This window comes from Butyricimonas hominis (genome assembly GCF_014287455.1).
In the GTDB taxonomy this organism is placed as follows: Bacteria; Bacteroidota; Bacteroidia; order Bacteroidales; family Marinifilaceae; genus Butyricimonas; species Butyricimonas muris.
Window position 1 is genome coordinate 130,165 of record NZ_JACOOH010000005.1, and the last position, 24,049, is coordinate 154,213.

The 24,049-nt window shown below is 36.4% G+C and carries 24 protein-coding genes; 19 read left to right on the forward strand and 5 right to left on the reverse strand.

The window, feature by feature from the left end; translation table 11 throughout:
- The first annotated feature begins 87 nt into the window (after positions 1-87).
- Positions 88-1,188, forward strand: coding sequence for a PdxA family dehydrogenase (locus tag H8S64_RS12045; RefSeq protein ID WP_186976269.1), 1,101 nt, complete (start codon positions 88-90; stop codon positions 1,186-1,188).
- A gap of 31 nt (positions 1,189-1,219) precedes the next feature.
- Here H8S64_RS12045 and H8S64_RS12050 read toward each other — a convergent pair whose 3' ends face one another.
- The 5 genes from H8S64_RS12050 to H8S64_RS12070 all read right to left on the reverse strand — a co-directional run bounded on the left by H8S64_RS12050 (position 1,220) and on the right by H8S64_RS12070 (position 6,433).
- Positions 1,220-2,983 carry a (Fe-S)-binding protein gene (locus H8S64_RS12050; RefSeq protein WP_186976270.1) on the reverse strand — a complete coding sequence of 588 codons (1,764 nt, stop codon included), beginning with the start codon at positions 2,981-2,983 and terminating at the stop codon, positions 1,220-1,222.
- A gap of 4 nt (positions 2,984-2,987) precedes the next feature.
- A complete protein-coding gene (locus H8S64_RS12055) occupies positions 2,988-3,335 on the reverse strand; it encodes a 4Fe-4S dicluster domain-containing protein (protein ID WP_186976271.1) in 348 nt (115 codons plus the stop codon).
- A gap of 82 nt (positions 3,336-3,417) precedes the next feature.
- Positions 3,418-4,440 carry an FAD-dependent oxidoreductase gene (locus tag H8S64_RS12060; RefSeq protein WP_186976272.1) on the reverse strand — a complete coding sequence of 341 codons (1,023 nt, stop codon included), beginning with the start codon at positions 4,438-4,440 and terminating at the stop codon, positions 3,418-3,420.
- 78 nt (positions 4,441-4,518) lie between these two features.
- Positions 4,519-5,595 carry a CoB--CoM heterodisulfide reductase iron-sulfur subunit B family protein gene (locus tag H8S64_RS12065; protein WP_186976273.1) on the reverse strand — a complete coding sequence of 359 codons (1,077 nt, stop codon included), beginning with the start codon at positions 5,593-5,595 and terminating at the stop codon, positions 4,519-4,521.
- Between the two features lie 145 nt (positions 5,596-5,740).
- On the reverse strand, positions 5,741-6,433 hold the full coding sequence (locus tag H8S64_RS12070) for a 4Fe-4S dicluster domain-containing protein (protein WP_186976274.1): 693 nt from the start codon (positions 6,431-6,433) through the stop codon (positions 5,741-5,743).
- Between the two features lie 250 nt (positions 6,434-6,683).
- Here H8S64_RS12070 and rbr point away from each other — a divergent pair, with 250 nt between their 5' ends.
- The 18 genes from rbr (at position 6,684) to H8S64_RS12160 (ending at position 24,049) form a co-directional block, all read left to right on the forward strand.
- Positions 6,684-7,262 (forward strand): rubrerythrin, encoded by a 579-nt coding sequence (rbr, locus tag H8S64_RS12075; RefSeq protein ID WP_099293724.1) that lies wholly within the window; start codon positions 6,684-6,686, stop codon positions 7,260-7,262.
- Positions 7,263-7,681: 419 nt separating this feature from the next.
- Positions 7,682-8,206 (forward strand): UpxY family transcription antiterminator, encoded by a 525-nt coding sequence (locus H8S64_RS12080; protein WP_186976275.1) that lies wholly within the window; start codon positions 7,682-7,684, stop codon positions 8,204-8,206.
- Positions 8,207-8,211: 5 nt separating this feature from the next.
- Positions 8,212-8,916 carry a hypothetical protein gene (locus H8S64_RS12085; RefSeq protein ID WP_186976276.1) on the forward strand — a complete coding sequence of 235 codons (705 nt, stop codon included), beginning with the start codon at positions 8,212-8,214 and terminating at the stop codon, positions 8,914-8,916.
- Positions 8,917-8,919: 3 nt separating this feature from the next.
- The gene (gene wecC, locus H8S64_RS12090) at positions 8,920-10,125 is read left to right on the forward strand and encodes a UDP-N-acetyl-D-mannosamine dehydrogenase (protein WP_186976277.1); all 1,206 of its coding nucleotides are present in this window, start codon (positions 8,920-8,922) and stop codon (positions 10,123-10,125) included.
- 9 nt (positions 10,126-10,134) lie between these two features.
- Entirely contained in the window at positions 10,135-11,286 is a 1,152-nt protein-coding gene (gene wecB, locus H8S64_RS12095; protein WP_186976278.1) for a non-hydrolyzing UDP-N-acetylglucosamine 2-epimerase, read from the forward strand.
- Positions 11,287-11,293: 7 nt separating this feature from the next.
- Positions 11,294-12,184, forward strand: coding sequence for a glucose-1-phosphate thymidylyltransferase RfbA (gene rfbA, locus H8S64_RS12100; RefSeq protein ID WP_186976279.1), 891 nt, complete (start codon positions 11,294-11,296; stop codon positions 12,182-12,184).
- On the forward strand, positions 12,181-12,582 hold the full coding sequence (locus H8S64_RS12105) for a sugar 3,4-ketoisomerase (RefSeq protein WP_186976280.1): 402 nt from the start codon (positions 12,181-12,183) through the stop codon (positions 12,580-12,582). Before rfbA ends, H8S64_RS12105 begins: the two co-directional genes overlap by 4 nt.
- On the forward strand, positions 12,579-13,004 hold the full coding sequence (locus tag H8S64_RS12110) for a sugar 3,4-ketoisomerase (RefSeq protein WP_186976636.1): 426 nt from the start codon (positions 12,579-12,581) through the stop codon (positions 13,002-13,004). Before H8S64_RS12105 ends, H8S64_RS12110 begins: the two co-directional genes overlap by 4 nt.
- The gene (locus H8S64_RS12115) at positions 12,991-13,920 is read left to right on the forward strand and encodes a GNAT family N-acetyltransferase (RefSeq protein ID WP_186976281.1); all 930 of its coding nucleotides are present in this window, start codon (positions 12,991-12,993) and stop codon (positions 13,918-13,920) included. Before H8S64_RS12110 ends, H8S64_RS12115 begins: the two co-directional genes overlap by 14 nt.
- Positions 13,917-14,369: a GNAT family N-acetyltransferase gene (locus H8S64_RS12120; RefSeq protein WP_186976282.1), complete on the forward strand. Its 453-nt coding sequence runs from the start codon at positions 13,917-13,919 to the stop codon at positions 14,367-14,369. The genes H8S64_RS12115 and H8S64_RS12120 overlap by 4 nt, the downstream gene beginning before the upstream one ends.
- On the forward strand, positions 14,366-15,463 hold the full coding sequence (locus tag H8S64_RS12125) for a DegT/DnrJ/EryC1/StrS family aminotransferase (protein ID WP_186976283.1): 1,098 nt from the start codon (positions 14,366-14,368) through the stop codon (positions 15,461-15,463). Before H8S64_RS12120 ends, H8S64_RS12125 begins: the two co-directional genes overlap by 4 nt.
- Before the next feature lies 1 nt (position 15,464).
- Complete coding sequence (locus H8S64_RS12130) at positions 15,465-16,946, forward strand: O-antigen translocase (RefSeq protein ID WP_186976284.1); 1,482 nt, start codon at positions 15,465-15,467, stop codon at positions 16,944-16,946.
- 3 nt (positions 16,947-16,949) lie between these two features.
- A complete protein-coding gene (locus tag H8S64_RS12135; protein WP_186976285.1) occupies positions 16,950-17,816 on the forward strand; it encodes an acyltransferase in 867 nt (288 codons plus the stop codon).
- A 568-nt stretch (positions 17,817-18,384) separates the two neighbouring features.
- Positions 18,385-19,536, forward strand: a complete 1,152-nt coding sequence (locus tag H8S64_RS12140; protein ID WP_186976286.1) for a hypothetical protein — start codon at positions 18,385-18,387, stop codon at positions 19,534-19,536.
- Positions 19,529-20,491, forward strand: a complete 963-nt coding sequence (locus H8S64_RS12145; protein WP_186976287.1) for a glycosyltransferase family 2 protein — start codon at positions 19,529-19,531, stop codon at positions 20,489-20,491. Before H8S64_RS12140 ends, H8S64_RS12145 begins: the two co-directional genes overlap by 8 nt.
- 70 nt (positions 20,492-20,561) lie before the next feature.
- Entirely contained in the window at positions 20,562-21,668 is a 1,107-nt protein-coding gene (locus H8S64_RS12150) for a glycosyltransferase (RefSeq protein ID WP_186976288.1), read from the forward strand.
- Between the two features lie 43 nt (positions 21,669-21,711).
- Complete coding sequence (locus H8S64_RS12155) at positions 21,712-22,773, forward strand: CapA family protein (protein WP_186976289.1); 1,062 nt, start codon at positions 21,712-21,714, stop codon at positions 22,771-22,773.
- Positions 22,754-24,049, forward strand: a complete 1,296-nt coding sequence (locus tag H8S64_RS12160) for a phenylacetate--CoA ligase family protein (RefSeq protein WP_186976290.1) — start codon at positions 22,754-22,756, stop codon at positions 24,047-24,049. The genes H8S64_RS12155 and H8S64_RS12160 overlap by 20 nt, the downstream gene beginning before the upstream one ends.

The following is a 24,049-nucleotide window of genomic DNA, read 5'->3' on the forward strand; positions in this document are numbered from 1 at the left end:
TAGGGAGCTATACTTTATAAACTTTATGAACCTTATAAACTTTATGAACTATTTCATTATCTTTGTGCAAATGAAATATTGTATAATATGGAAAATAGATTAAATGTAGGTATCACGCATGGAGATGTAAACGGAATATCTTATGAATTGATCATAAAACTGTTGGCGGAGAACCGGATTTGTGAGTTGTGTGTCCCTATTCTATACGGGTCGCCCAAAGTGGCAGCCTACTACCGGAAGGTATTAAACGTGGAGAATTTTAATTTGAACACGATTCGGGAACCTAGAGAGGCGAACGGGAAAAGATCTAATATTATCAATTGTGTGGATGACAACGTGAAAGTGGATTTAGGTAAGGAGACTCCTGATTCGGATCAAGCCTCGATGATTGCTTTAAAATACGCTCTGGATCAGTTGGAGCGTAACGAGATTGACGTGTTGACGTTGGCTCCTCAAGGACCGGAAAGTTTTCTAAAGGAAGAGGCAAATTCTTTGGCAGAATATTTGTCAAAACGTTATAATACTTCCGAGGCTATGTCACTTTTCGTGAGCGAGAAGATGAAAATGGGATTCGTGACGGAATATTCAAAATTACGTGATGTACCCCACCAGATTACACGGAAGAATATCTTGAAAAAATTGATGTTGTTGGATGATACATTGAGAATTGATTTCACGATATCAAAACCTAAAATTGCCGTGTTGGGTTTGAATCCTCAAGTGAATTGCGGACAGAACGGTGATGAAGAGGTGAATATCATCGTGCCGGCTATTGAGCAGGCTCGTCAAGAGGGAATCATGGCAATAGGCCCATTCTCTGCCGATCGGTTCTTCTCCGAGAAAATGTACGAGAAGTTTGATGCCGTTCTCGCGATGTATTACGATCAAGGAGTGGCAGCGTTTAAGGCAATAGATGAAGAAAGTGCCGCTTGTTATGTAGCCGGACTTCCCGTGATTTGTTCTACCTCCTTGACGGAGCCCGGTTATGATATCGTGGGACAGAATATAGGTGATGAGCAAGGAATGCGTAACGCTCTTTATCTGGCAATGGATGTGTTTGTACACCGGGAACAGAATATCGAGTTACAGAAAAATCCTCTTCCGCATTATGATATCGCATCGAATAGTAACGAGAGCGATTTGAATGTTGAACAGATTGAAGGAGTGAGGGTTGAACTTGATGATTAGAGCATGAAAAAAGCCGCAATTGCGGCTTTTTTCATGCTTCCGCAACCAGTTCCGCTATATCTCGAACCGGAATCTTGGTTGAAGTTTTGCTTAATGTTTTCTTGCATAACGGGCATGCCGTTACGATTACATCCGGATGATAAGCGGCGTAAGCTTTTACCGTGTCCCCGCTGATTTTTGTTTTTTGTTTGGAATCGATAGCCGTGTTTGCCAGACTACCACCACAACAAAGTGATTTTTTGCCGTCGTACACGGTTGTTATCTTGTAACTTACTTGATTCAACACGTTCTCCGGGGCACTCACGATCCGGCTTCCTCGTCCCAATTCGCATGGATTGTGGAACACGGTTTTCAGATCCATGTTGTTGACCTTTAGTTTACCGTCCCGGAGTAGCATTTCGATGTATTCCGTGTGATGCATTACTTTTGCCTTCAAAGTATAATCCTCTTTGAAGGTTTTGTAGCATATCGGGCAGGAGGTGACAAGTATATCGGCGTTTGACGCCTCAATCATTTCCTGATTTTTGTCCATAACAACTTGAGCTGCTTGCCAATTTCCCGAAAGAGCTAACGGGCGTCCGCAACAGACTCCGGCTTTTTCGTCAATAAACGAGTAATCGACGTTAGCTTTCGCGAATATCTGCTGCATGGATTTGATAATTCCGGGAGTGAGGTGACTCATACAACCGGCAAAGTAAGCTACTTTCGCCGTTTTTACTTGCGGTTGTGGCACGTAAGTGTACGTGTCTTTCGTCACACGAATGGTATCCGGGCGTTGACTTTGCCGGATGGCGTTCAAATTGATTCCCACGGGGCATGATTCTTCGCAACGACCGCACATCAAGCAATCTTCGGCTTGTTGAGAGAGTGGTTCGTGATTACGAATACGGCGTAAGAAATAGACCGGTTGCGTGTCATTAATACCACATGAGCTGTTCAATTGACACGTGTTGATACAGATTCCGCAACGGGAGCAGGAGTTGACTTGTATTTCACTGAACCCGTTGTATTCTCTACCTTGTTTTACTCCCCAGTTCTTCAAGAAAATATATACCATTTCCGTGGGAATGTGCATGTAGCGCGAAAAGGGTAATAACAAGAAAAATAACCCGAGAAGGGATGAATAAACCCACCATGCCGGATAGGATAGGTGTTCCAACGGGAGGAAGCCGCTAAAGAAGTTTCCCGCGTTATACGTGAGAAAACTTCCCCCGCCATTCAAACCGCTCGTGAAACTTTCGGCAAGAAATCGTACCGGGAAAATCAACCAGAGTACGGTCAGTATCAATAAGTCGTACGCTCTCTGTTTGGTTGTTTTCTTCATCCCGAAAAGGCGGGAATAGAACCGCTTGGTAACAGCTAATCCTATGCCGATTAACAAGAATAGCAGGATTAAATCCATCAAGAATGCAAAAGTTTCGCTGTAAGGGAAGGTTTCATTAGCCGGGTGGAAATACCGGAAAAAGATGGCAAAATAGGGGGGATTAAATGCACTGGTATGGTATATCATGGACTCGATTTTCCCGACAACTATCAGCAGAAACCAACCGAAAGCGAAGGTCATGTGCATGTAACCCAGCATCGGGTTGGTTTTGAATATATTGTGATGTAGCAAACTCTCCCGGAATATTTCCCACCCGGAACGAATCGTTTGCAAGGAGAATAACCCTTTACGGATTTTCTTGCGTTCCTCCTTGGGAAAACTCTTAATCCACTTGTAGTATTTGATACACAAGTAGACCAGTAGCGTTATAAGCCCAATCGTGAAAGGTAGGACAAAATGGTCGTAGTACATAGCTTCAATCTTCTAGTTTATGGTTATTTCTTATGAAATTCAGCATTTCGAGTATCATTTTTCGGGTTTCCACGCCTCTTGGACATACTAGCATGCACTTCCCGCACAGCATACATTTTTGCAGTCGCTCTTTGGTGTCTTTCGTTTCACCCCGTTTCATGAGCATTTGCACTTTACGGATGTTGAAGTTCGTGAGGTTCCCGGCGGTACAACCGGCAGTACATCCCCCGCAACCGATGCAGAGCTTGCTGCTCGGGACGGTCTTGGCAATGTATTCTGTCATCGCCTTGTCGTTTCTGTCGTAATTGATACTCCTCGTTTCCGATATGCTATATCCCCAGAAATTTATCATACCCTTTTAATTTTAGATTTTAAATTTTAGATTTAAGATTCCAACCGCACGGGCTGACGCTTTTTGCGTTTTTAATTCTAAATCATAAATTATTTAAGTATTGTGTTATTGAACTTGCGGCAGAGCGGGCATCTGCCAGCGTATCGGTCAGGTTCATCGGGGCACTTCCGCATCCTGCCACGAAGACGCCTTCCATGTTGGTGAAGTTATTCCGGTAGTGCGGGTCTTGTGACTGGATAAATCCGTTTGGAGCTAGATTCAAACCTAATTTTTCCGCGGTCTGACGGGTGCCTTCCGAGGATTCCATGCCGACCAACAATATCATCATGTCCAACGCCATCCGTAACGGTTTCCCGACAAGTGTATCTTCGACCTTGATTTGCAGTTGTTTTTGCATATTCTCGGCGGCCTCGGACAAGCGCCCGCGGATAAACTTGATGTTGTGTTTCTCTTGGGCATCGCGGTACATTTCCTCGTATCCCGGACCGAACATACGCATGTCCATGTAGAAACAGAGGATTTCTGCTTCAGGTAACAACTCCCGTATCTCGATAGCTTGTTTCACTCCCGTGATACAGCAGAGTTTGGAACAGTGGTAATTACATACCTTTTCGTCACGGGAACCCACGCAATGGATGATTCCAACCCGTTTCGGGGTATGTCCGTCAGCCATCGTGATGGCGTGATTGTAGAACATGTTTTCCAATTCCACGGAAGTGATGACGTTCTCGTATATCCCGTATCCATACTCTTCTTTCCGCCGGGCATCGAATATCTTGAATCCGGTAGCAACCAAAAGCGAGTCACCTTCCAAGAGGCTTCCGTCTGACAAGGGAACATTGAATTTCCCGTTTTTATCTTTCTCGATATTAGTCGGTTCCATCCCGAGATGAAGCCGGATATTCGGGTGTTCCAAGTGTCCTTTTAGTATCGTGTTTAAATCTTTAGCGTATTTGCGGTCAGGGAACAATTGATACCAATTATTCAAGTTGCCACCTGTTTCGTTGTTTTTCTCGACCAACTCTACTTCGACACCTTGATTTGCCAATTGGTGTGCAGCCTCGCAGCCTGCCGGACCTCCACCGATGATGATGACTTTTGCCATGTATTCAATTGAAAATTGAAAATTGAAAATTGAAAATGAATGACTTCATGGTTCTTTTTTCAATTTCGCGGTTTAACATTATAAATTTGCAACTCTCAAGTACGTGGGACATTTCGGGGTGCCTATGTTTTTACCTCGCACGTTTTTGTATTTCGCGTCCGGATCGTAAGGGATTCCCATCTTGTCTAACAAGGGTTCCACGGATACTTGGTGCATCTGCAAGCCGATTTCCCACGGATCGTAACCCAATACCAACGCGGCAAGTTCCTCGTAGGTCAGCACGGGAATGCCGTACCCGTCCTGCCCGTAGGTGGTTCCTTCCATTTCACTGATAGTGTATTGCCATTTATCCATAAACATGGCGCATCCCGGACAATTGTTCACGATAAAGTCGGGTTGATACGGTTGCATGGATTCGAATTTCTTTTTCGAGTTCGCTACCGAGTATCCCCGGTTTGCCATAACAAGGTATTGGCGGAAACCGAACCCGCAACAGTGTCTTCTTTCCGGGTAATCAATCACGTCGCCGCCCCACGCGTAGATTAACCCGGACAGTACGGCGGGAAATTCAGCTCCCCCGATCCCTTTCGTGGGGAACATTTTGGAGTAGTGGCACCCGATGTGGTCGACTCCTCTTAGCGGTCTTCCCGTGTGGACGTCCACCAGTTTATATTTAGACTGTGCGGCAATTTCGTTTCTGAATTTGTAGACGATATCCGAGGTGTGTGCCAGATTTTTCGGTTTCTTGAATTCCCGTTTCGTGGCTTTCCACAAGTATTCGCGGATCTTTTCTTCAATTTCCGGATGGTGTTCCCACGTTTCCAGAATCTCTGTATATATCCCGAAAGAGGTAATGCACGAGGGGGTCATGTTCTCGTATCCCGCCTCTGTCATCAGCGCGAAGTGGCGTGCCACAACGGTCATGATTGTTTCCGCCGGAACAATATCGGAATGATACCCGATCCCGGTACATGTCGTGTGGCGCGGGTCGTCGATGATATCTTTACCCAGTCTGTTCTTCATGATGTCCAAATACGCCCATTCCGAACCCGGGAAGAACGTCTGCCGGATACAACTCCTCGCGTAGAAATAATGATCATCCGCGATCTCTTTCTGATAATCATTCCATATCTGTTGTTTTCCCTCTAAATTCATCTTCCAATTTTAGATTTTAAATTTTAAATCCTATTAATTTCTTGATTTATGATTTTAGATTAGATGATTCCCTCTCGCTAACCAATGTTTCTATTAATCGTAAATCATAATTCATAAATCATAAATTAATTAGTTTTCAATTGCATTATTGATGTTCTCCCGTGTTCTCCATGTATGTTTTCAAGAAATAGGCTTCTTCCAAATCAACCTTTTCTTTGTTTGCCTCGCGTTGAGAATATTGGTCTATATTGTTCAGAAAGTCCGTACCGCCGGTAACGTCGAAAATCTTTCTTAACTCTTCCATGCTTTCATTATCTACTTCCCGAAGGGCGCCCGCTCCCGGTTTGCGATAATTCGAGTGCATGCGTTCGTACACGTCGTCCAGATGTTCGTAAATCCATTCCCACACCGGCCCCTGTTCCGGATGCATCTCCGGCTTCACGAGGTCGGGTGTCACGCAGTAGCCCCTAGCCAGAATGGATTCCCCGATCACGTGCTTTAAAGCGTATTGCTGGCGTCCTTTTTCAGAGTAAACGAAATAGCCCAGTTCCTGCGAAGCCTTACGCAACGCCATGATAATCAGTCCGGGAGTATTACAACGAGGACAACGTGTTTTGCATGACATACATTCCCCGCAATACCAGATAGTTTCTCCTTTCAGTAATTCCTCAATCTCTTCCTCGTTTCCTCTTTGTACGGTTTCCACGATCACCCGGGGATCGTAATTATAGAATTCTGCGGCCGGACAAATGGCGGTGCATACCCCGCAATTCATACAGCTGTTCATCCCCTCGATGAAGTGAATATCTTCACGTAATTTGTTTAATATCTCAGACATATCTAATTGTTGTGTGAAAATTTATTCTCCATAAATTTCTATGGTTACAAAATTATATTTTAATGAACGAGAACTAAAGGATGAAAATGCGTAAATGTGAATGGTATTTATACCACCGGGAAATACCTTTCCGGTGATATGTTGCAAATTAGCGGGTTGCAGGTTATTTAGAAACAAACTATATTTGAACTTGCAACCTGTCAACCTGTAACTTGCAACTTTTTCTTTTCGTATAGAAAAGGAAAAAGCTATGGCAAAAAATGTTAAAGGTTCCATGACGGAAGCCAATTTATTGAAATCATTTGCCGGGGAGTCACAGGCAAAAAATCGTTACACGTTTTTCTCCGAAGTAGCCAAGAAAGAAGGTTACGAACAGATCGCCGGTATTTTCTACGAGACGGCATTGCAGGAAGAAACTCATGCTAAACGCTTCTTCAGTCGTTTGGAAGGTGGTATGTTAGAGATTACGGCGGCTTATCCTGCGGGTATTATTGCCGACACGGCTTCTAATTTGATTGAAGCTGCCGAGGGAGAATATGACGAATGGCATCACTTGTATCCCGAATTTGCCAAAGTCGCGGAAGAGGAAGGATTCAAGGATATCTCCGTGATGTACAGAATGATCATCGAGGCCGAAAAAAATCACGAGACAAGATACCGTAAATTGTTATCCAATCTGCAAGAAAATTTGGTATTCGAACGTCCGCAAACCGTGAGATGGTATTGTCGCAAATGCGGTTATATCCACGAGGGACCAACAGCCCCGAAAGTATGTCCCGCTTGTTTGCATCCGCAGGCATTCTTTGAATTATTCCAAGAATTATACTAGATTTCGATATCGTTAGAAAGGAGCAGTCCCAAAGATTACTTTTGGGACTGCTCCTTTTTTATAGTTGAAATATATTTTAGAGCGATTCTATAAAAAGAAAAATAATTGCTCTTGAATTTGCGTAATCCGAAAATTTGGTATATTTGCAACGCATTAATCGGATAGTTTTTCAGATTGATTGCAATTTTTGAAACAAATTGGCGTGTGTTCATTTGTGACAAATAATTGAAAGGATCGGTTTCCCCGAGAAAAGACAGTTCTCACAAGTTGTACCTGTTTAAGGATGATAAGTGGGGCATATGGTAAAAACGTAAATTCCTAATGTAAAAAGGTCAATGCACGAAGTGTGTCCAGACGTTTTTCCTATTTTCTTTTTGTAACCAATCACGAGAAATATTCGAAGACGATAAACTTTAAGCATGTCAAGTGTAGAAAGAAAGTTGTACTGGTTTGCGGCGTACACCAAAATCAACCAGGAGATGACAATCAAGAAACGATTAGACGGGATGGGAGTGGAGAACTACTTGGCCATGCGGGACGAAGTACGAGAAACTCCTTCTGGGAAAAAGCATGTGCGAGTGCTACTTATTCCTCATTTGATTTTTATCAAAACCGATAAAGTGACCGCTTATTCCTTAGTGAACGAGCAAGGTATAAATGTTGTATATTTAAAAGATTTGGCAACTCGTCATTTATTGGTTGTTCCCGATAAACAAATGCGGGATTTTATGTTCTCGCTCGATTTCTCGGATAGTACAGTTGAGGTAATCAATAAAGAATTGAAGCGTGGTGACCGAGTACGAGTAATCAAAGGCCCGTTGATTGGTCTTGAGGGCGAATTAATTCGGATTAAAGGACATAAACGAGTGATCGTGAAACTGGAAGGCGTGGTTTCTATTGCCACGTCATATATCCCCGGTTCTTTCTTAGAAAAAATTAAATAGCGATTGTGGCGATGAATCTTAATGATTTGTACAAAAAATTATCGGATATTCCAATCGAGGAATTCCCCTCGTCTGCGTTGTCCGGTTTATTGCACGGGTATTTATCGGTTTATTCAATGGTAAGGGTAAATCCTTGGCTGGAAGAAGTGTATGGTAGCCAGTGGATGATTCACGAGCGAATACGGGAGATCGCGGGGGAATTGGCTGACTTGGTTAAAGATCCTTCCATTACATTAGAGGAACGGGTTGGGCATGTTGCGGATTTGATGGAAACATATTTGACGTATTCCGATATGGATTTTTTGGATATAGCCTTAGATGCGGCTTATGGGATACTATTTTCAGAAGGGAGTGATAAGATTATTTTAACTTGTCGGACGTCGGAGATGTGTCGGATGCTGTGTAGTTGTTATTATTTCATGGGAGAGCAGAGGTATGCGGAGGTAGCGAAAGAAATCGTAACGGAACAGGAGTATCATGTTGAAATAAATCTTGGTGATTTAGAAAAAGAGAATATATGGGGATGGTATCGGGCTGTTGAATTTTATGAGACTACAATTGGAGGTGAAGGGAAGAGCAATCGATTGGAAAATATAAATCTTCTAGAAGACAACCTTTTGGCGAGGTTAATAACAAAAGAGCAAAATATGAATGTCGTTTCCTTGTGTTTTGATCTATTAGCAACGAAAGAATATATTAATTTAAAATAATTTATGAAAGCTTGTTTTATGGGGTTAGGCTATATCGGTCTGCCCACGGCAATTATTGCCGCAAAACATGGTATAGAAGTTACTGGGGTTGATATAAATCCGGGTGTGGTGGAGTTGACAAACCGGGGAAAATTGCATATTGTGGAACCGGGAATGGAAGGATATTTGCAAGAGGTGGTAAAAAATGGGCGCTTGAAAGCTTCCTTAAAACCGGAAGTTTGTGAGGCTTATTTTATGGTAGTTCCAACTCCTTTTAAAGGAAATCACGAACCTGATATTTCTTACGTGGAAGCGGCAACACGTTCCGTGTTATCCTTATTAAAAGCAGGAGACTTGTATGTTATAGAATCCACTTCTCCCATAGGCACGACGGAGAAAATGCGGGATTTGATTTATGGAGAACGACCGGAATTGAAAGATAAAATATATATAGCTTATTGTCCAGAACGAGTATTACCGGGGAACGTGATTTATGAATTAGTGCATAATGATCGTGTGATCGGGGGAATTGATGAAGCGTCAACGAATAAGGCTATTGAGTTTTATTCACAATTTGTTCAAGGGATCTTACATAGGACCAATGCTCGTACGGCTGAAATGTGTAAATTGACGGAAAACTCTTCGCGAGACGTGCAGATTGCGTTTGCGAACGAGTTATCTTTGATCTGTGACAAAGCCGGGATTAATGTGTGGGAATTGATTAATTTGGCTAACAAACATCCCCGAGTGAATATTCTTCAACCCGGTTGTGGTGTTGGGGGACATTGTATAGCTGTTGATCCTTATTTTATTACGGCAGATTTCCCTATGGAATCCAAGATTATTGCTGATGCCCGAGAGATAAATAACTATAAAGCGTTCTGGTGTGCGGAAAAAGTACAGAACGAGATGTTAAAATTTGAATTACAACATAATCGTAAGCCTGTTATCGCAATGATGGGACTGGCTTTCAAGCCGAATATAGACGATTTGCGGGAATCCCCAGCGAAATACATCACGACTAGGGTAATGCAATCTTGCAGTAATGCAGATATTCTTGTCGTAGAGCCTAACGTGCAAAAACATAAGGTGTTTAAATTGACAAGTTACCAAGAAGCTTATGAGCAAGCGGATATCGTGGTGATGTTGGTGGCTCATGATGAATTTAAGGCTTTACGGTGGACAGACCGGAAGGTGATTCTTGATTTTTGTGGTATTTACAAGAAATAAATTATTTCGATGAAAAAAATAATGTTAGTTTTTGGGACTCGGCCGGAGGCGATTAAAATGGCTCCCTTGGTGAAAGAGTTTCAAAAATATCCGGAAGAATTCCAGACTGTCGTTTGCGTGACAGGACAACATCGGGAAATGTTGGATCAAGTACTTCATATATTTGAGATTGTGCCCGATTATGACTTGAATATCATGAAACAAGGGCAGGATTTATATGATGTGACAGCACGGGTTTTAACCGGGATGCGTGATGTTTTAAAAGAAACTAAGCCTGATGTGGTATTGGTGCATGGAGATACTACAACGTCATTGGCAGCTGCTTTGGCTGCATTTTACCAACAAATACCGGTAGGTCATGTGGAGGCTGGTTTGCGAACGCATAATATTTATAGTCCTTGGCCGGAAGAGATGAATCGCCAGATAACTGGTCGAATTGCAACCTATCATTTTGCACCGACACCTTTAAGTCGTCAAAATTTGTTAGATGAAGGTGTTTGTGATGAAAAAATTACAGTAACAGGGAATACTGTTATTGATGCTTTATACATGGTTGTTGAGCGGATAAAAAATGATAAAATATTAAACTTTGGGTTGAATTGTTCTTTGACCAATGCTGGGTACGATGTAGATCGTTTAAATGAAGGTAAGGGATTAGTGTTAATAACTGGACACAGAAGAGAGAATTTTGGTGAGGGTTTTGTTAATATCTGTAAAGCAATAAAAGCATTAGTTGAAAAATTTCCGGATGTGGATTTTGTTTATCCGATGCATTTAAATCCGAATGTAAGAAAGCCGATACATGAAGTGTTTGGAGAAGATTTATCGAATCTGAAGAACATATTTTTTATTGAACCATTAGAGTATTTGAGTTTTGTGTACTTGATGGAAAAATCAACAATTGTGTTGACTGATAGTGGTGGAATCCAAGAAGAGGCTCCAGGATTAGGAAAACCTGTTCTAGTTATGCGGAATACAACGGAACGTCCAGAGGCCTTGGAGGCGGGAACCGTGAAATTGGTTGGTACGGATTTTAATAGAATTGTAGAGGAAGTTTCCCATTTATTAGAAGACCAAAGTTATTATGGAATAATGAGCGAAGCGGTAAATCCTTATGGAGATGGAAAGGCATGTGAACGAATAGTTAATAAATATATTTGATGTCTGTATGAAAGGAATTGTTCTAGCGGGAGGAAGTGGGAGTCGACTATATCCTATAACTAAAGGTGTTAGTAAGCAATTACTTCCTATTTATGACAAACCGATGATTTATTATCCTATTTCGGTTTTGATGTTAGCAGGAATTCGGAGCATATTGATTATTTCTACTCCGCAAGATTTACCGGGATTTCGTCGTTTGTTGGGAGATGGTTCTGATTATGGAGTATGTTTTGAATATGCGGAGCAACCAAGTCCGGATGGATTAGCACAGGCGTTTATTATTGGAGAAAGATTTATAGGAGATGATAGCGTTTGTTTGGTGTTGGGAGATAATATTTTTTATGGACAGGGATTTAGGCCAATGCTGGAAGAAGCGGTTTATCAAGCTGAGAAAAAGGGTAAAGCTACTGTATTTGGTTATCACGTGGATGATCCAGAGCGTTACGGAGTAGCGGAATTTGATGAACGTGGAAATATATTGAGTATAGAGGAAAAGCCAGAAAAACCGAAATCTAATTATGCTGTTGTAGGGTTGTATTTTTATCCGAATAAAATTGTTGATATTGCGAAAGTAATAAAACCTTCCGAGAGGGGAGAACTGGAGATTACGGCGGTAAATCAGAAATTTCTTGAAGATAAAGAATTAAAAGTAAAATTACTCGGAAGAGGTTTTGCATGGCTAGATACGGGCACTCATGATTCTTTATCTGATGCTTCAATTTTTGTGGAAGTGATAGAAAAAAGACAAGGATTGAAAGTCGCTTGTTTGGAGGCAATAGCTTATCGTAAAGGGTGGATTACAAAAGAAAAAGTGAAAAAGATAGCAGAAGCAATGAAAAAAAATCAATATGGAAAATATCTTTTAAGCTTGATAAAGGAAAATAACGATAATATATGATTAAGCAAGCGAGAATAATAGAACTTCCCAAATTTTTAGATACGCGAGGAAATTTGTCTTTTGTGGAGGAATTGATACATATTCCTTTCAAAATAGAGAGAAGTTACTGGATATACGATGTACCTGGGGGAGAAACTCGGGGAGGACATGCGTATAAAGAGAATCAAGAGTTTATAGTGGCTCTTTCTGGTAGTTTTGACGTACTTCTCGATGATGGAGAGAAAAAAGAAATTTATTCTTTAAATAGATCTTACTATGGTTTATACGTACCACAGGGAATGTGGAGACAAATGGAAAATTTCTCAACTAATTCTCTCGCTTTAATTATAGCCTCTACTCGTTATTCTCTTGCTGACTATATATATGATTACGAGGAGTTTAGAAGATGGATAAAATGATAAAATCTACAGTTTATGATTGTTCACTTATAGAATTGAGTAAACATCATCATGAAAAAGGAAATATTACGGTAGTTGAAAATAATCTAACGGTTCCTTTTGATGTACAAAGAACATATTATTTGTATGATATACCTGGGGGAGAATCAAGAGGAGGACATGCCCATCGGGATTTGTATCAATTAGTAGTGGCAGCAAGTGGGAGTTTTAGTGTCACATTAGACGATGGAAGTGTAAAACGTACTTTCGTCCTTAATAGACCTTATCAAGGATTATTAATAGTTCCAGGGATATGGCGTACTCTTGATGATTTTTCCTCTGGAGCAGTTTGTTTGGTGTTGGCCTCACAAAAATATAATGAAGCAGATTATATTCGGAATTATCATGAATTTATAGTTTACAAGAATAATGGAATTAAGTAGAGTTTCTGCAAAAGAATATAAGAATAGTTTCGATGTCGTATTTCATGTTTTCAATACAGTAGAATTTTCGGAATTAAATTCAGATAAATGTGAATCTTTACATTATTTACTTTTTATAGATAAAAAGGTTCGTTTGGGAATAGTCTTAGGGGAGAGGGAGAATATGTTATTATCTCCTTTTTCTGCACCTTTTGGAGGATTTACATTTGTTAAATCTAATACTCGTTTAGAGTATTTGGAAAAAGCGGTTAAGTTGTTGGAAGATTACGCTTCAAAAACGGGTTTTTTGATAAAAATCTCGTTACCGCCATCTATTTATGCTCCTTCTTTTATTGCCAAAGAAATTGGAATTTTTGAACGTTCTCGTTTTGGTGTTCAACATATAGACTTGAATTACCAGTTTGAAACACGAGATTTTTTTTCTTATGAGGAATGTATTGATCGAAGTGCGAGAAAAAATCTTCACAATTCTTTTAAACAAGGCTTTGGGTTTGAAAAATTGAATTCGGAATCTATAACAGATGTCGAGAGGGTCTATGATGTGATTCGTGTTAATAGAGAAAGTAAAGGATATCCATTAAGGATGAGTTTGCAAAATGTATTGAATACGATAAAGGTTATAAAAGCCGATTTTTTTATTTTAACCCATAATGCCAAAGATGTGGCGGCAGCACAGGTTTTTCATGTTGCAGCAGATGTGGTACAAGTGATTTATTGGGGAGATGTTCCTGGCTATACAGAATTGAGGGCAATGAACTATTTGGCTTACAAAGTATTTGAATATTATGCTGCATCGAAAATAAGATGGATTGATATTGGACCTTCTTCTGAAAATGGAATACCTAATTATGGCCTTTGTGAATTTAAGGAAAATATAGGTTGCTCTGTTTCTTTAAAATACACGTTTTCGTTATGATTAGTTTAGAGTTTGTAGAGTTTGATCGTAATTTTTTGGAATCAAGTTGGAAGTGGTTAACTGATGATGAAATACGCATATTAACGGGTACTCCTTTTATGACAAAACGTCAACAAGAAGATTGGTTTTTGTTATTACCGTTTCAAGTTGATTATTATATATGGGGTGTAAAATATAATGGTATTCCAATAGGAGCATGTGGAATTAAGCATAAAACATTTGATAAAGGGGAGTACTGGGGATATATAGGGGAAAAAAAATATTGGGGAAGAGGAATAGGTAAAAAAATGCTTCAATATATAGAGCAAAGAGCTAGAATAATGAATCTTACTACACTTTATTTGCACGTTTCGACTGATAACGTTCGGGCCTTTAATCTGTATTGTCAATTTGGATATCTTGTAATATCAATGAATGGGAATTTAGTAAAAATGAATAAACAATTATGATAAAATTCTTAGATTTACAAAAAGTGACCGCAAAATATGGAGAGGAAATTCATCAAGCGGTCAGTCGAGTGCTTGATTCTGGTTGGTATTTACAAGGGGAAGAAAATAATGAATTTGAAAAGGAGTATAGTCAGTATATTGGTGTAGAACATACGATAGGGGTAGCCAATGGTTTAGATGCCCTTATTTGGATATTTCGCGCCTATATAGAGATGGGGGTGATGAATGTAGGAGATGAGATTATCGTTCCTGCTAATACATATATCGCTTCTATAATAGCAATATCGGAAAATGGATTGAAACCAGTTTTAGTCGAACCAAACCTTATGACTTATCAGATCGATGATCTGAAAATAGAAGCGGCTATAACTTCTAGAACCAGAGGAATTTTACTCGTACATTTATATGGGCAATGTGCATATACAGATCATATCGGAGAACTTGCAAAAAAATATGATTTGAAATTGGTAGAGGATAATGCACAGGCTCATGGGTGTTTGTATAGAGGTCAAAAGACAGGTTCTTTGGGCGATGCTGCTGGACATAGTTTTTATCCTGGAAAAAATCTTGGAGCATTGGGCGATGCTGGTGCTGTAACGACGAATAATGCTGAATTGGCGAGCGTGATACGAGCATTGGCAAATTATGGTTCTATCCGTAAATACGTGTTTAAATATACTGGAAGGAATAGCCGTTTGGATGAAATTCAAGCAGCTGTGTTGAGAATCAAATTACGATACCTTGATGAAGCTAATGCTTATAGGAAGCGTGTCGCTCAATATTATATAAAAAATATTGTTAATGAAAATTTGGTTTTGCCGAAAGTTGAAGATTGGGATGCGAATGTGTTTCATCTTTTCCCGGTAAGGTGTAAACAACGAGATGTGTTACAGCAGTACTTATCGAATAATGGGGTACAAACAGTGATACATTATCCAATACCTCCTCATAAACAAGAATGCTATAAAGAATGGTCGAACTTGTCATTTCCGATAACAGAACGAATTCATTCTGAAGAGTTGAGTTTACCTATAAGTCCGGTAATGTCGGAAGAAGAAGTTGTAAATATTGTTTCGCTTTTGAATAATTTCTAAAATGCTTGAACAAAAGGAAGTATATAGGCAAATTTTTAAAGCAACAAGTATTTTTGGTGGTGTACAGGTATATAATATTATTGTTGGGATCATAAGAGCAAAAGTTATTGCAATTCTTTTGGGACCGACAGGAGTAGGTATAATAAGTCTCTTTACTTCGACTATTCAGTTATTGAATCAAGCGACTGGTTTTGGGGTTGAGCAGAGTGGGGTGAGAGATATAGCGGAGGCTTATGGCACTCAAGATGAAAAACGTATCTCCATCACTTTTACAGTTGTTCGAAAGATTATTTGGTTTACTGGTTTACTTGGTGCAATTGTTTGTATTATTTTTGCCGGTTCTCTAAGTGAGTTAACTTTTGGAACAAGTGCTCATAGGTGGTCTTTTGTCATACTCTCGGGAGTCATTTTATTAACACAATTGGGAAATGGGCAATCCATGCTCTTAAGGGGAACTCGTCGAATTAAAGAATTGGCAAAATCGTCCATGCTAGGGGCTACTCTTGGCTTACTTACGTCAATTCCACTCTACTATTTTTATGGAGTTAAAGGTATCGTTCCTTCCTTGTTTCTTTCATCGGTATTTATTTGTAGTATTTATTGGCTTTATGCTCGTAAATTAAAAGTACTACCTTTTTATTTGCCATTGGGGCAGATTTTTAAGCAAAGTAAATTAATGGTGAAATTTGGAATCATGTTAGTGTTGAGTTCTTTGCTTGGAAGTTTGATCATGTATATTATAAGAATATTTATTTCTAATACAGGTAGTGTAAATGAGGTTGGCTTATTTTCAGCGTGTTTTATGATTATAGAGAATTATGTAAGAATGGTATTTTCGGCTATGGCTACCGATTTTTATCCTCGATTATCAGCAATCAATAAATGGAATGACAAGCTTAATGAAATGACTAATTATCAGATTACAATGGGAATATCAATAATTGCTCCTTTGATTGTTGTATTTATCGTATTCGCACCTTTCTTATTAGTTCTTTTGTATAGTGAAGAATTCGTTCCAATAACTACCATGCTTCAATTGGCTATCGTGGGTGTTTTATTTCAGGTTGCCTCGTGGGCTATGACATTTATTATGTTGGCGAAAGCTGATACTAAACTGTATTTTGTGAAAGAAAGTATAGCTGGAATTTTTATGTTGCTAATTTATATTTTAGGATATTACTGTTATGGATTAGTAGGAATAGGAATTGCTTTTATTTTAGCTAATATCTTTCATTTGTGTATTTGTTTTGTTTTTGTGCATAAAAGTTCAAAATTTCATTTTGATGATAAATATTTTTTAATGTTATCGATTTATCTATTATTGATTATAGGGACATTATTGTCTGCCTTTTTTCTAGAAGGAAGGTTGCAGATATTTATTTATACATTGTGTATCATTTGTTCCTTTTTAAAGGCATTTATAGATTTAGATAAACGAATAGGATTGAGAGAAATATTTCTTCGCTATTGGAAAAATAAGTAGAGTATGAGTAATGTAGTGAAATATATAAAAAGGCATCGTTTATTGTATAATGTTGTTTTTAAGTTGAAAAAATGGAATGATTACAGAAAGGATGGGTTGAATATTTATAAAACTATTCTTGTGAATTTCAAGCTATTTCCATTAAAAGAAGCTTTAAAATTTCCGATATTTGTTTTTGGGAAACTAAAAATTTATCATTTAGGTACAGTAATTATTGAATCCCCAATTTTTACTGGTATGATTGAATTAGGACGTAATAGAGATCGTTTTAAGGCATCAGCTGGTTCTGCAATGATAGATAATAGAGGTATAATTATTTTTAAAGGAGCAGTTCATTTTTCAATTGATTACGGTATTTATTCTCAACCTACAGGTAGAATTGAATTTGGTAAGTTTTGTTTTTTGGGTAATAACGTGAAGTTATATGCTTATAATAAAATTGTAATAGGAATGGGATGTAGTATAACTTCTGAGGTTCAAATTTTTGATAGTGGATTCCATTTTATGAAGAATGTGGAAACAGGTGAAATTGGAAATATAATGGGGCAGGTTGTGATTGGAAATTGGTGTTGGATAGGTAATAGGACGACTATCGCTCGTAAAACGATATTACCTGATTATTCTGTTGTGACTTCCAATAGCTTGGTAAATAAGGATTTTAGCATGGAAAAGTTTCCATTAATTGGAGGGATTCCGGCTAGAAAAATTTCTAATAGCTTAGTAAGAATATTTAATCGTGAGGATGAAAATCGTTTATGGGCTTACTTTGTTGAACATAGAGATGTTGATTCTATTTATGAGCATGCTGGATTAATAAATGAATACGAGTTAGTAGAAAAAGAATTTGAAGGTCAATTTTTGTATTATTGAAAATAAATGGAAAATCTATTAGTATCAATACTTGTAGTAACTTATAATTTTACTGTTGGGTAGTAGAAATTTTTGAATCTGCTAGAAATCAAATGTATAAATATTGAGTTGGTTATATCTGATGATTGTTCGATAGATAATACGGTGGGATTTTGTAAAGAGTGGCTAACTGTAAATAGAAAATGTTTTATTCGGACTGTACTTATTATTCTCTATTCTTTTATGATTTTTGAGCCTGAGAATTGGATTTTTATACAGAAATAAATTCTTTGTAATCAAGCGCCGAAAGGTTTATGCGTTGTTTTTCGATAGTGACAAGGATATCGGCTGTATATTATATAGTCATATCGACTTGCAAGATACAGGGCTACTGGTGTTGGGATTCTTCAAGAAATTCTTTGGCGAGATTATCAAAGGATGTAAAGATTGTGAAAACTTATAGCTATTGTCTATTGGAGTAAGTAATAACAAATATTAAAAATCAGTTCAACTTTTGATTTTATTGGTGGGAAAATACGCTTTAGGGTGGCTTCCCTTGACTGACATTCAAAATTGAACGCTAATATTTATGATTGTGAATCTGTCGATTAAGGCTTCTGCTTTTAATATATTTTTCTCTTATTTATTTGGAATATCTTTGTTTATAACTTCACTCCCTTATTTTGTATGGGATAATTCTTTATTTAGATATATTTTTCAGATAATAATAGTTTTATTATCTGTTATCAATTTGCAAAAACGGAACTCTAATTCGAGATACATATTAATGGGGATATTATTGTGTATACTTTTTTACAAATCAATAGGGAGTTCTGTATTTACATTGTTATCACTATTATCATTAGTTTTTATCTATCTTATAGAAGATGAAAGGAAACTTATTTTTTATAATGCAGGTAAAAAGATATTCGCAATAATGTTTTTATTTTCTTTGATTGTTTATTTTCTTACTTATTGGCTTTCTGTTGATATATCTTATCACCTTGCAACTCCTCTAAATCCAATGAAAGATGGTGGGTATAGAATATATCCTTTTTTGGCTGTGTATGATTCTTCTTTTAGATTTGCGGATATTCGTTTTGCTGGCTATTTTGATGAGCCAGGTGTTATGGGTACGCTATCTAGTATGTTTTTGTATTGTGAGAAATATAATTTAAGAAAATGGGAAAATATAATATTTTTTATAGCAGGGATTATGTCTTTTTCTTTTTTCTTCCTTTTTTCTTCCTTACTTTTTTTTCTAGTGTCAATGCCAAAATCTAAAATATTTATTTTTATTCTGGCGGTACTAGGAATACTCTTGTTTTGTTTTAAAGATACTGAAATTGTAAAGACATTAGTATTGGATAGATGGCAAGTAACCTCTTCGGGACAATTTGGAGGTACTCGTTCATTTGAAGGCTTTGAGACGCATTATAAAAAAATGTTGTATAGTCCAGCCGTTTTTTTAGGTAAAGGAACAAATTCTCTTGTTTCAATTATGGATGGAAGTTCTACATATAAATCTCTAATTTATGCGCATGGAATTTTGTGGTTTGGGGTGATGTTGCTTTTCTTTTGTCTGTTTGCACTGTTATTAATCAAGAATCATAAAAAGAATCTGATTCTTTATATTTTGTTTTTCGGAGGATTAATCTATCAGCGTCCAGGTATTTTTAATGTAGTATTTTTTTTCCTTTTAATTGTTATGCCTCAAAAATTATCTCAATGTAATGAATAATTTGTATATAGAAAAATTGCCATTAGTGTCAATTGTTGTTGTTACTTATAACTCCGCTAAATATGTACTTGATGTATTGGAGTGCATAAAAGAACAGACATATGCTAATATAGAATTGATTATTTCTGATGATGCCTCACAAGATGAAACCCTTGATGTATGTAAAAATTGGATAGAGCATAATAGAGATAGATTTAAATTTTTTCAATTATTATGTTCTTCTCAAAATACAGGTACTGCTGGAAATATAAATAGAGGAATAGGTGTTGTTCATGGAGATTGGATAAAGTTAATGGCTGCAGATGATATTATTTATCCTGATTATTTGACAAAAGTTATTCATTATATATTAGACAGTCAAGGTTTAATAAAAATACTTTATACAAATCTCTCTATTTTTAACGACTCTCCTTTTCATGATACTCAAATTGGAATTCCATCTCAAGGAACTTATTTTACATCTAATATGATTACTGCGCAAGAACAAAATCAAGTGTTATTGAGATTTAATCCAATTTTTGCAGTTGGTTTGATTCTTTCAAGAGACATATTTCGTATTGTAAACAATTATGATGAGAGGTTCCCTCTCTGTGAAGATTGGTTTTTTTGGTTCCGGGTAACGAGACAAAATATTAAAATATATTATTATAATATTAATGGTGTAGGATATAGGAAACATATTGATTCAGTACAAAAGAAAAGAAAAGATGTGTTTTTATCTCGATATGAACTAGATAAACAAAAGGGTATTTCAGAAATGTTTTTACAAGAATATCCTTTTATTGAAAGAATTCTAGTTCGTTGGATGTTGTGTGTGGACATGAAATTATATATTTTTTTTAAAAATAAAAGAAATAGAAAAATATTGTTTCTAAAATTCTTGCTATGTTGTATACCTAATTTGTTTCTAAAAATAATACGATATAAATATTACAAGATGATATCACCTCTATAGTTATGCTGTTTGTGATATTTTAATGTTCAAGTATGAATTGTAAACATTGTATTTACAAATAAATGAATGTATGAATATTTTGATTAATGCTTCTAATCTCAAAGTAGGAGGAGGGTTACAAGTTGCTAATACAATTATTGGGGGATTGAATAAATTTGCACAGCATAATTTTGTTGTTGTCGTTTCGAATAAAGTTCAATTACCTCCTTGGTCAATGTTGGATTTCCCTTTTATTCAAATAGTAGAATACAATAAAAATGGATCTATTTTGAATGCTTTTTTAGGTAGAGATTCCTTTTTAGATAAATTGGTTGAAAAACATCATATAGAACGGGTATTTACTATTTTTGGTCCTTCCTATTGGCGGCCTAAAGTGAAACATATTTGTGGATTTGCTTATCCCCATTATATTTATAAAGATTCTCCATTTTGGAATATAATTAGTTGGAAACAAAAAGTTCGATTCCTAATCGTGTTGCCGTTAATAAAATATGCCTTTCAGCATACAGTTGATTATTTTGTAACAGAAAATAAAGATGTTACAGAAGGAGTGAAAAAAATATTTAAAACAAATAATGTTTTTACTGTTACTAATTTTTATAACTCTGTTTTTGATGATCCAAATTTATGGGATAGATCCATAAAATTGCCAGTATTTGATGGGATTACATTATTAACGATAGCATCTAATTATCCTCATAAAAATTTGGCTATAATTAAAGATGTATGTAAATGTTTGAAAATTAGATATCCATCATTTAAATTCCGATTTGTTTTGACTATAGATAAATCCGCTTTTCCAGAGATAAACAAATGCACAGAAGTGTTGGTTTTAGGGAAAGTTGATATTAGTCAATGTCCATTTTTATATGAACAGTCGGATATTATGTTTTTACCAACATTGTTAGAGTGCTTTTCGGCTTCTTACCCGGAAGCAATGCGAATGGGAAAACCAATAATGACTTCGTCTATAGGTTTTGCTAAGGGATTATGTGGCAAGGCTGCCATTTATTTTGATGCTTTAAATGCAAAAGAGATTGCGGATAAAATTTATAGATTAAGTATGGATAGTACACTAAAAGAAAGGTTAATTATAGAAGAAATAAAGCAATTAGCTGAGTATGATAATAATATTCAAAGATTAGAGAAATATATGCAAATAATAGAGTCGATATAATAGTTACGAAAATAGTAAATATGAATTAAAAGGAGTGTGAATTATGCTTTTTTGTGGTGATTTTGTTTTTCCTTATTCATATAATTCTTCTACTTTTCAAGGATTGGGTGAAGAGTTTATCAATGAACCGAAATTATTGAATTTCGAATCAACATTGAAATTTTTGAATAGAGAAAAAGTGACTAACGGCATAGCTCTTTATTCAGATGTTGCAGTTTTAAATATATTGAAGTATTTGAATGTGCAATGCGTTAGTTTGGCTAATAATCATATTGGTGATTTTACTTTTGATCCAGAAGATTTTATTACAACATTTATTAAAAATGAAATTCATACGCTTGGATTTGGAAAAAATATAGAACAGGCTTCTTTGCCTTTTATTAATCATGCGGAGAGAATGATTGTGTTATCTTTTGGGTGGGAAGTAATTCGTTGTAGATTAGCGGGAAAAAATAAAATGGGAGTAAATCCTTACCGATATGAATGGGTGGAACAACAAGTTGATTTGTATAAAAAAAAGTTTCCGACGTATAAATTGATTCTATTTTTGCATTGGAATTATGAATTTGAAAATTTGCCACATCCAGCTGATAGAAAATTTTCTCATTATCTAATAGATAAAGGTGTTGATGGGATTTTTGGACATCATCCACATATTATAAATAGCGTCGAAGTTTATAATGGTAAGGTTATTTTTTATAGTTTAGGTAATTTCTACTTTCCTCAAGGTAAATATGATAATTGCTATGTCAAATTTAGAAAAGATGCGTTATACGGTATTTCTGTTCATTATACGGGGGAATTAGAACATCTACTTATTTATTATCATAAACAAGAAGTAGACGGAAAAGCTATAAAGTTAGAATGTTCGTTTACTTTAGAAGAATTTTTAACTTCTGGAATATGTGTTAATATAAACGGGTTAAGCGATTCTGATTATATTGATTTTTATAAACAAAATCATTTTCATAAAAGAAAATTACTTCCTATTTATAAAGATTTCACAAACTTAGGTTTAAATAGATGTTTGGATAAATGGGTGAAAATTAGGCAATTACCTATAGATATTTTATCGCAGTATTTACATGTTAAAAGAAAAAATTAAGAATATACTACAGAATGTGTCTTATCCGATGGGACATATTTTAGCAAAAATACCTTTTCATATCCGATTGGGCTCTAGTTATTCAATATATTTGAATGTTATAAAGGGAATAGATGACGGACAAATTGATAAAGAGCAATATATTATTAATCATTTTGCAAGAATATTTAAATTCGCTAGAGATCATTATTCTTTTTATAATAATCTTTACAGGCAAATGGGGGTATATGATTTGAAAATAAAAAGTTTGGAAGATATAAAGAAGGTTCCTATTGTTACTAAAACGATGTTAAGAAATCATGTGAAAGAATTCAGTGGAAAAATGCTGATAAATACGGGAGGAACGACAGGAGAACCATTTAGTTTTTATGTTGATAAGAATGCTTTTGCAAGAGAATGGGCACATATGCATACTATATGGAAATTGAAAGGTTATTATTATACAGATTTGAAATTAACCTTAAGAGGGAAAAATTTAGGGGATAAAAATTTTGTGTATAATGCTGTTCATAATGAATTTGTACTGAATACATATAAGGGGGTAGATTCATTTAAAGATGAAATAGTTAATTTATTTAAAACTCGAAAAATAAAATATTTGCATGGCTATCCATCTACTATTTTTGAGTTTCTTAAAAGTATAGAACTATTTTGTGATTTTCGAGAGCAAGAAATTATTCGTAAAAATTTAATTGCTTGTTTGTTAGCTTCTGAATTTCCTCACTCTAATATTACGGAGTATTTTACTAAAGTGTGGAATTTGGATTATATTTCTTGGTATGGTCATAGTGAAATGTGTGTGTTGGCTTATGACGAGGCTAAAAATAATAAGTATAAACCATTTATTTCGTATGGATATCCTGAGGTCGTGGATAGTAATTTGATAGGAACTTCTTATCATAATTTTAATATGCCGTTGATTCGGTATAGTACTGGAGATATCGTAAAGGGGGTTGAGGATGAAAAAGGGATACTGGAATCTTTTAGTGTTACAGAAGGGCGTAATGCAGATTATATTACAGATTTGGATGGAAATAGAATAGCTTTGACAGCTTTGATTTTTGGAAGACATCATAAAGCTTTTAATTTGGTGAATTTCGTTCAAGTAGAACAACTTGATAGAGGAAAAGTTATATTTTATTTAGTAACAGAAAATGATAACATTTTAGATGGAACTGAATTATTAGATTTATCTAATGTAAATATTAATTATGAAATAAAGATAATTAATAGTCCTTTTAAGACTAAAGCTGGTAAGTTGAAATTAAAAATATAG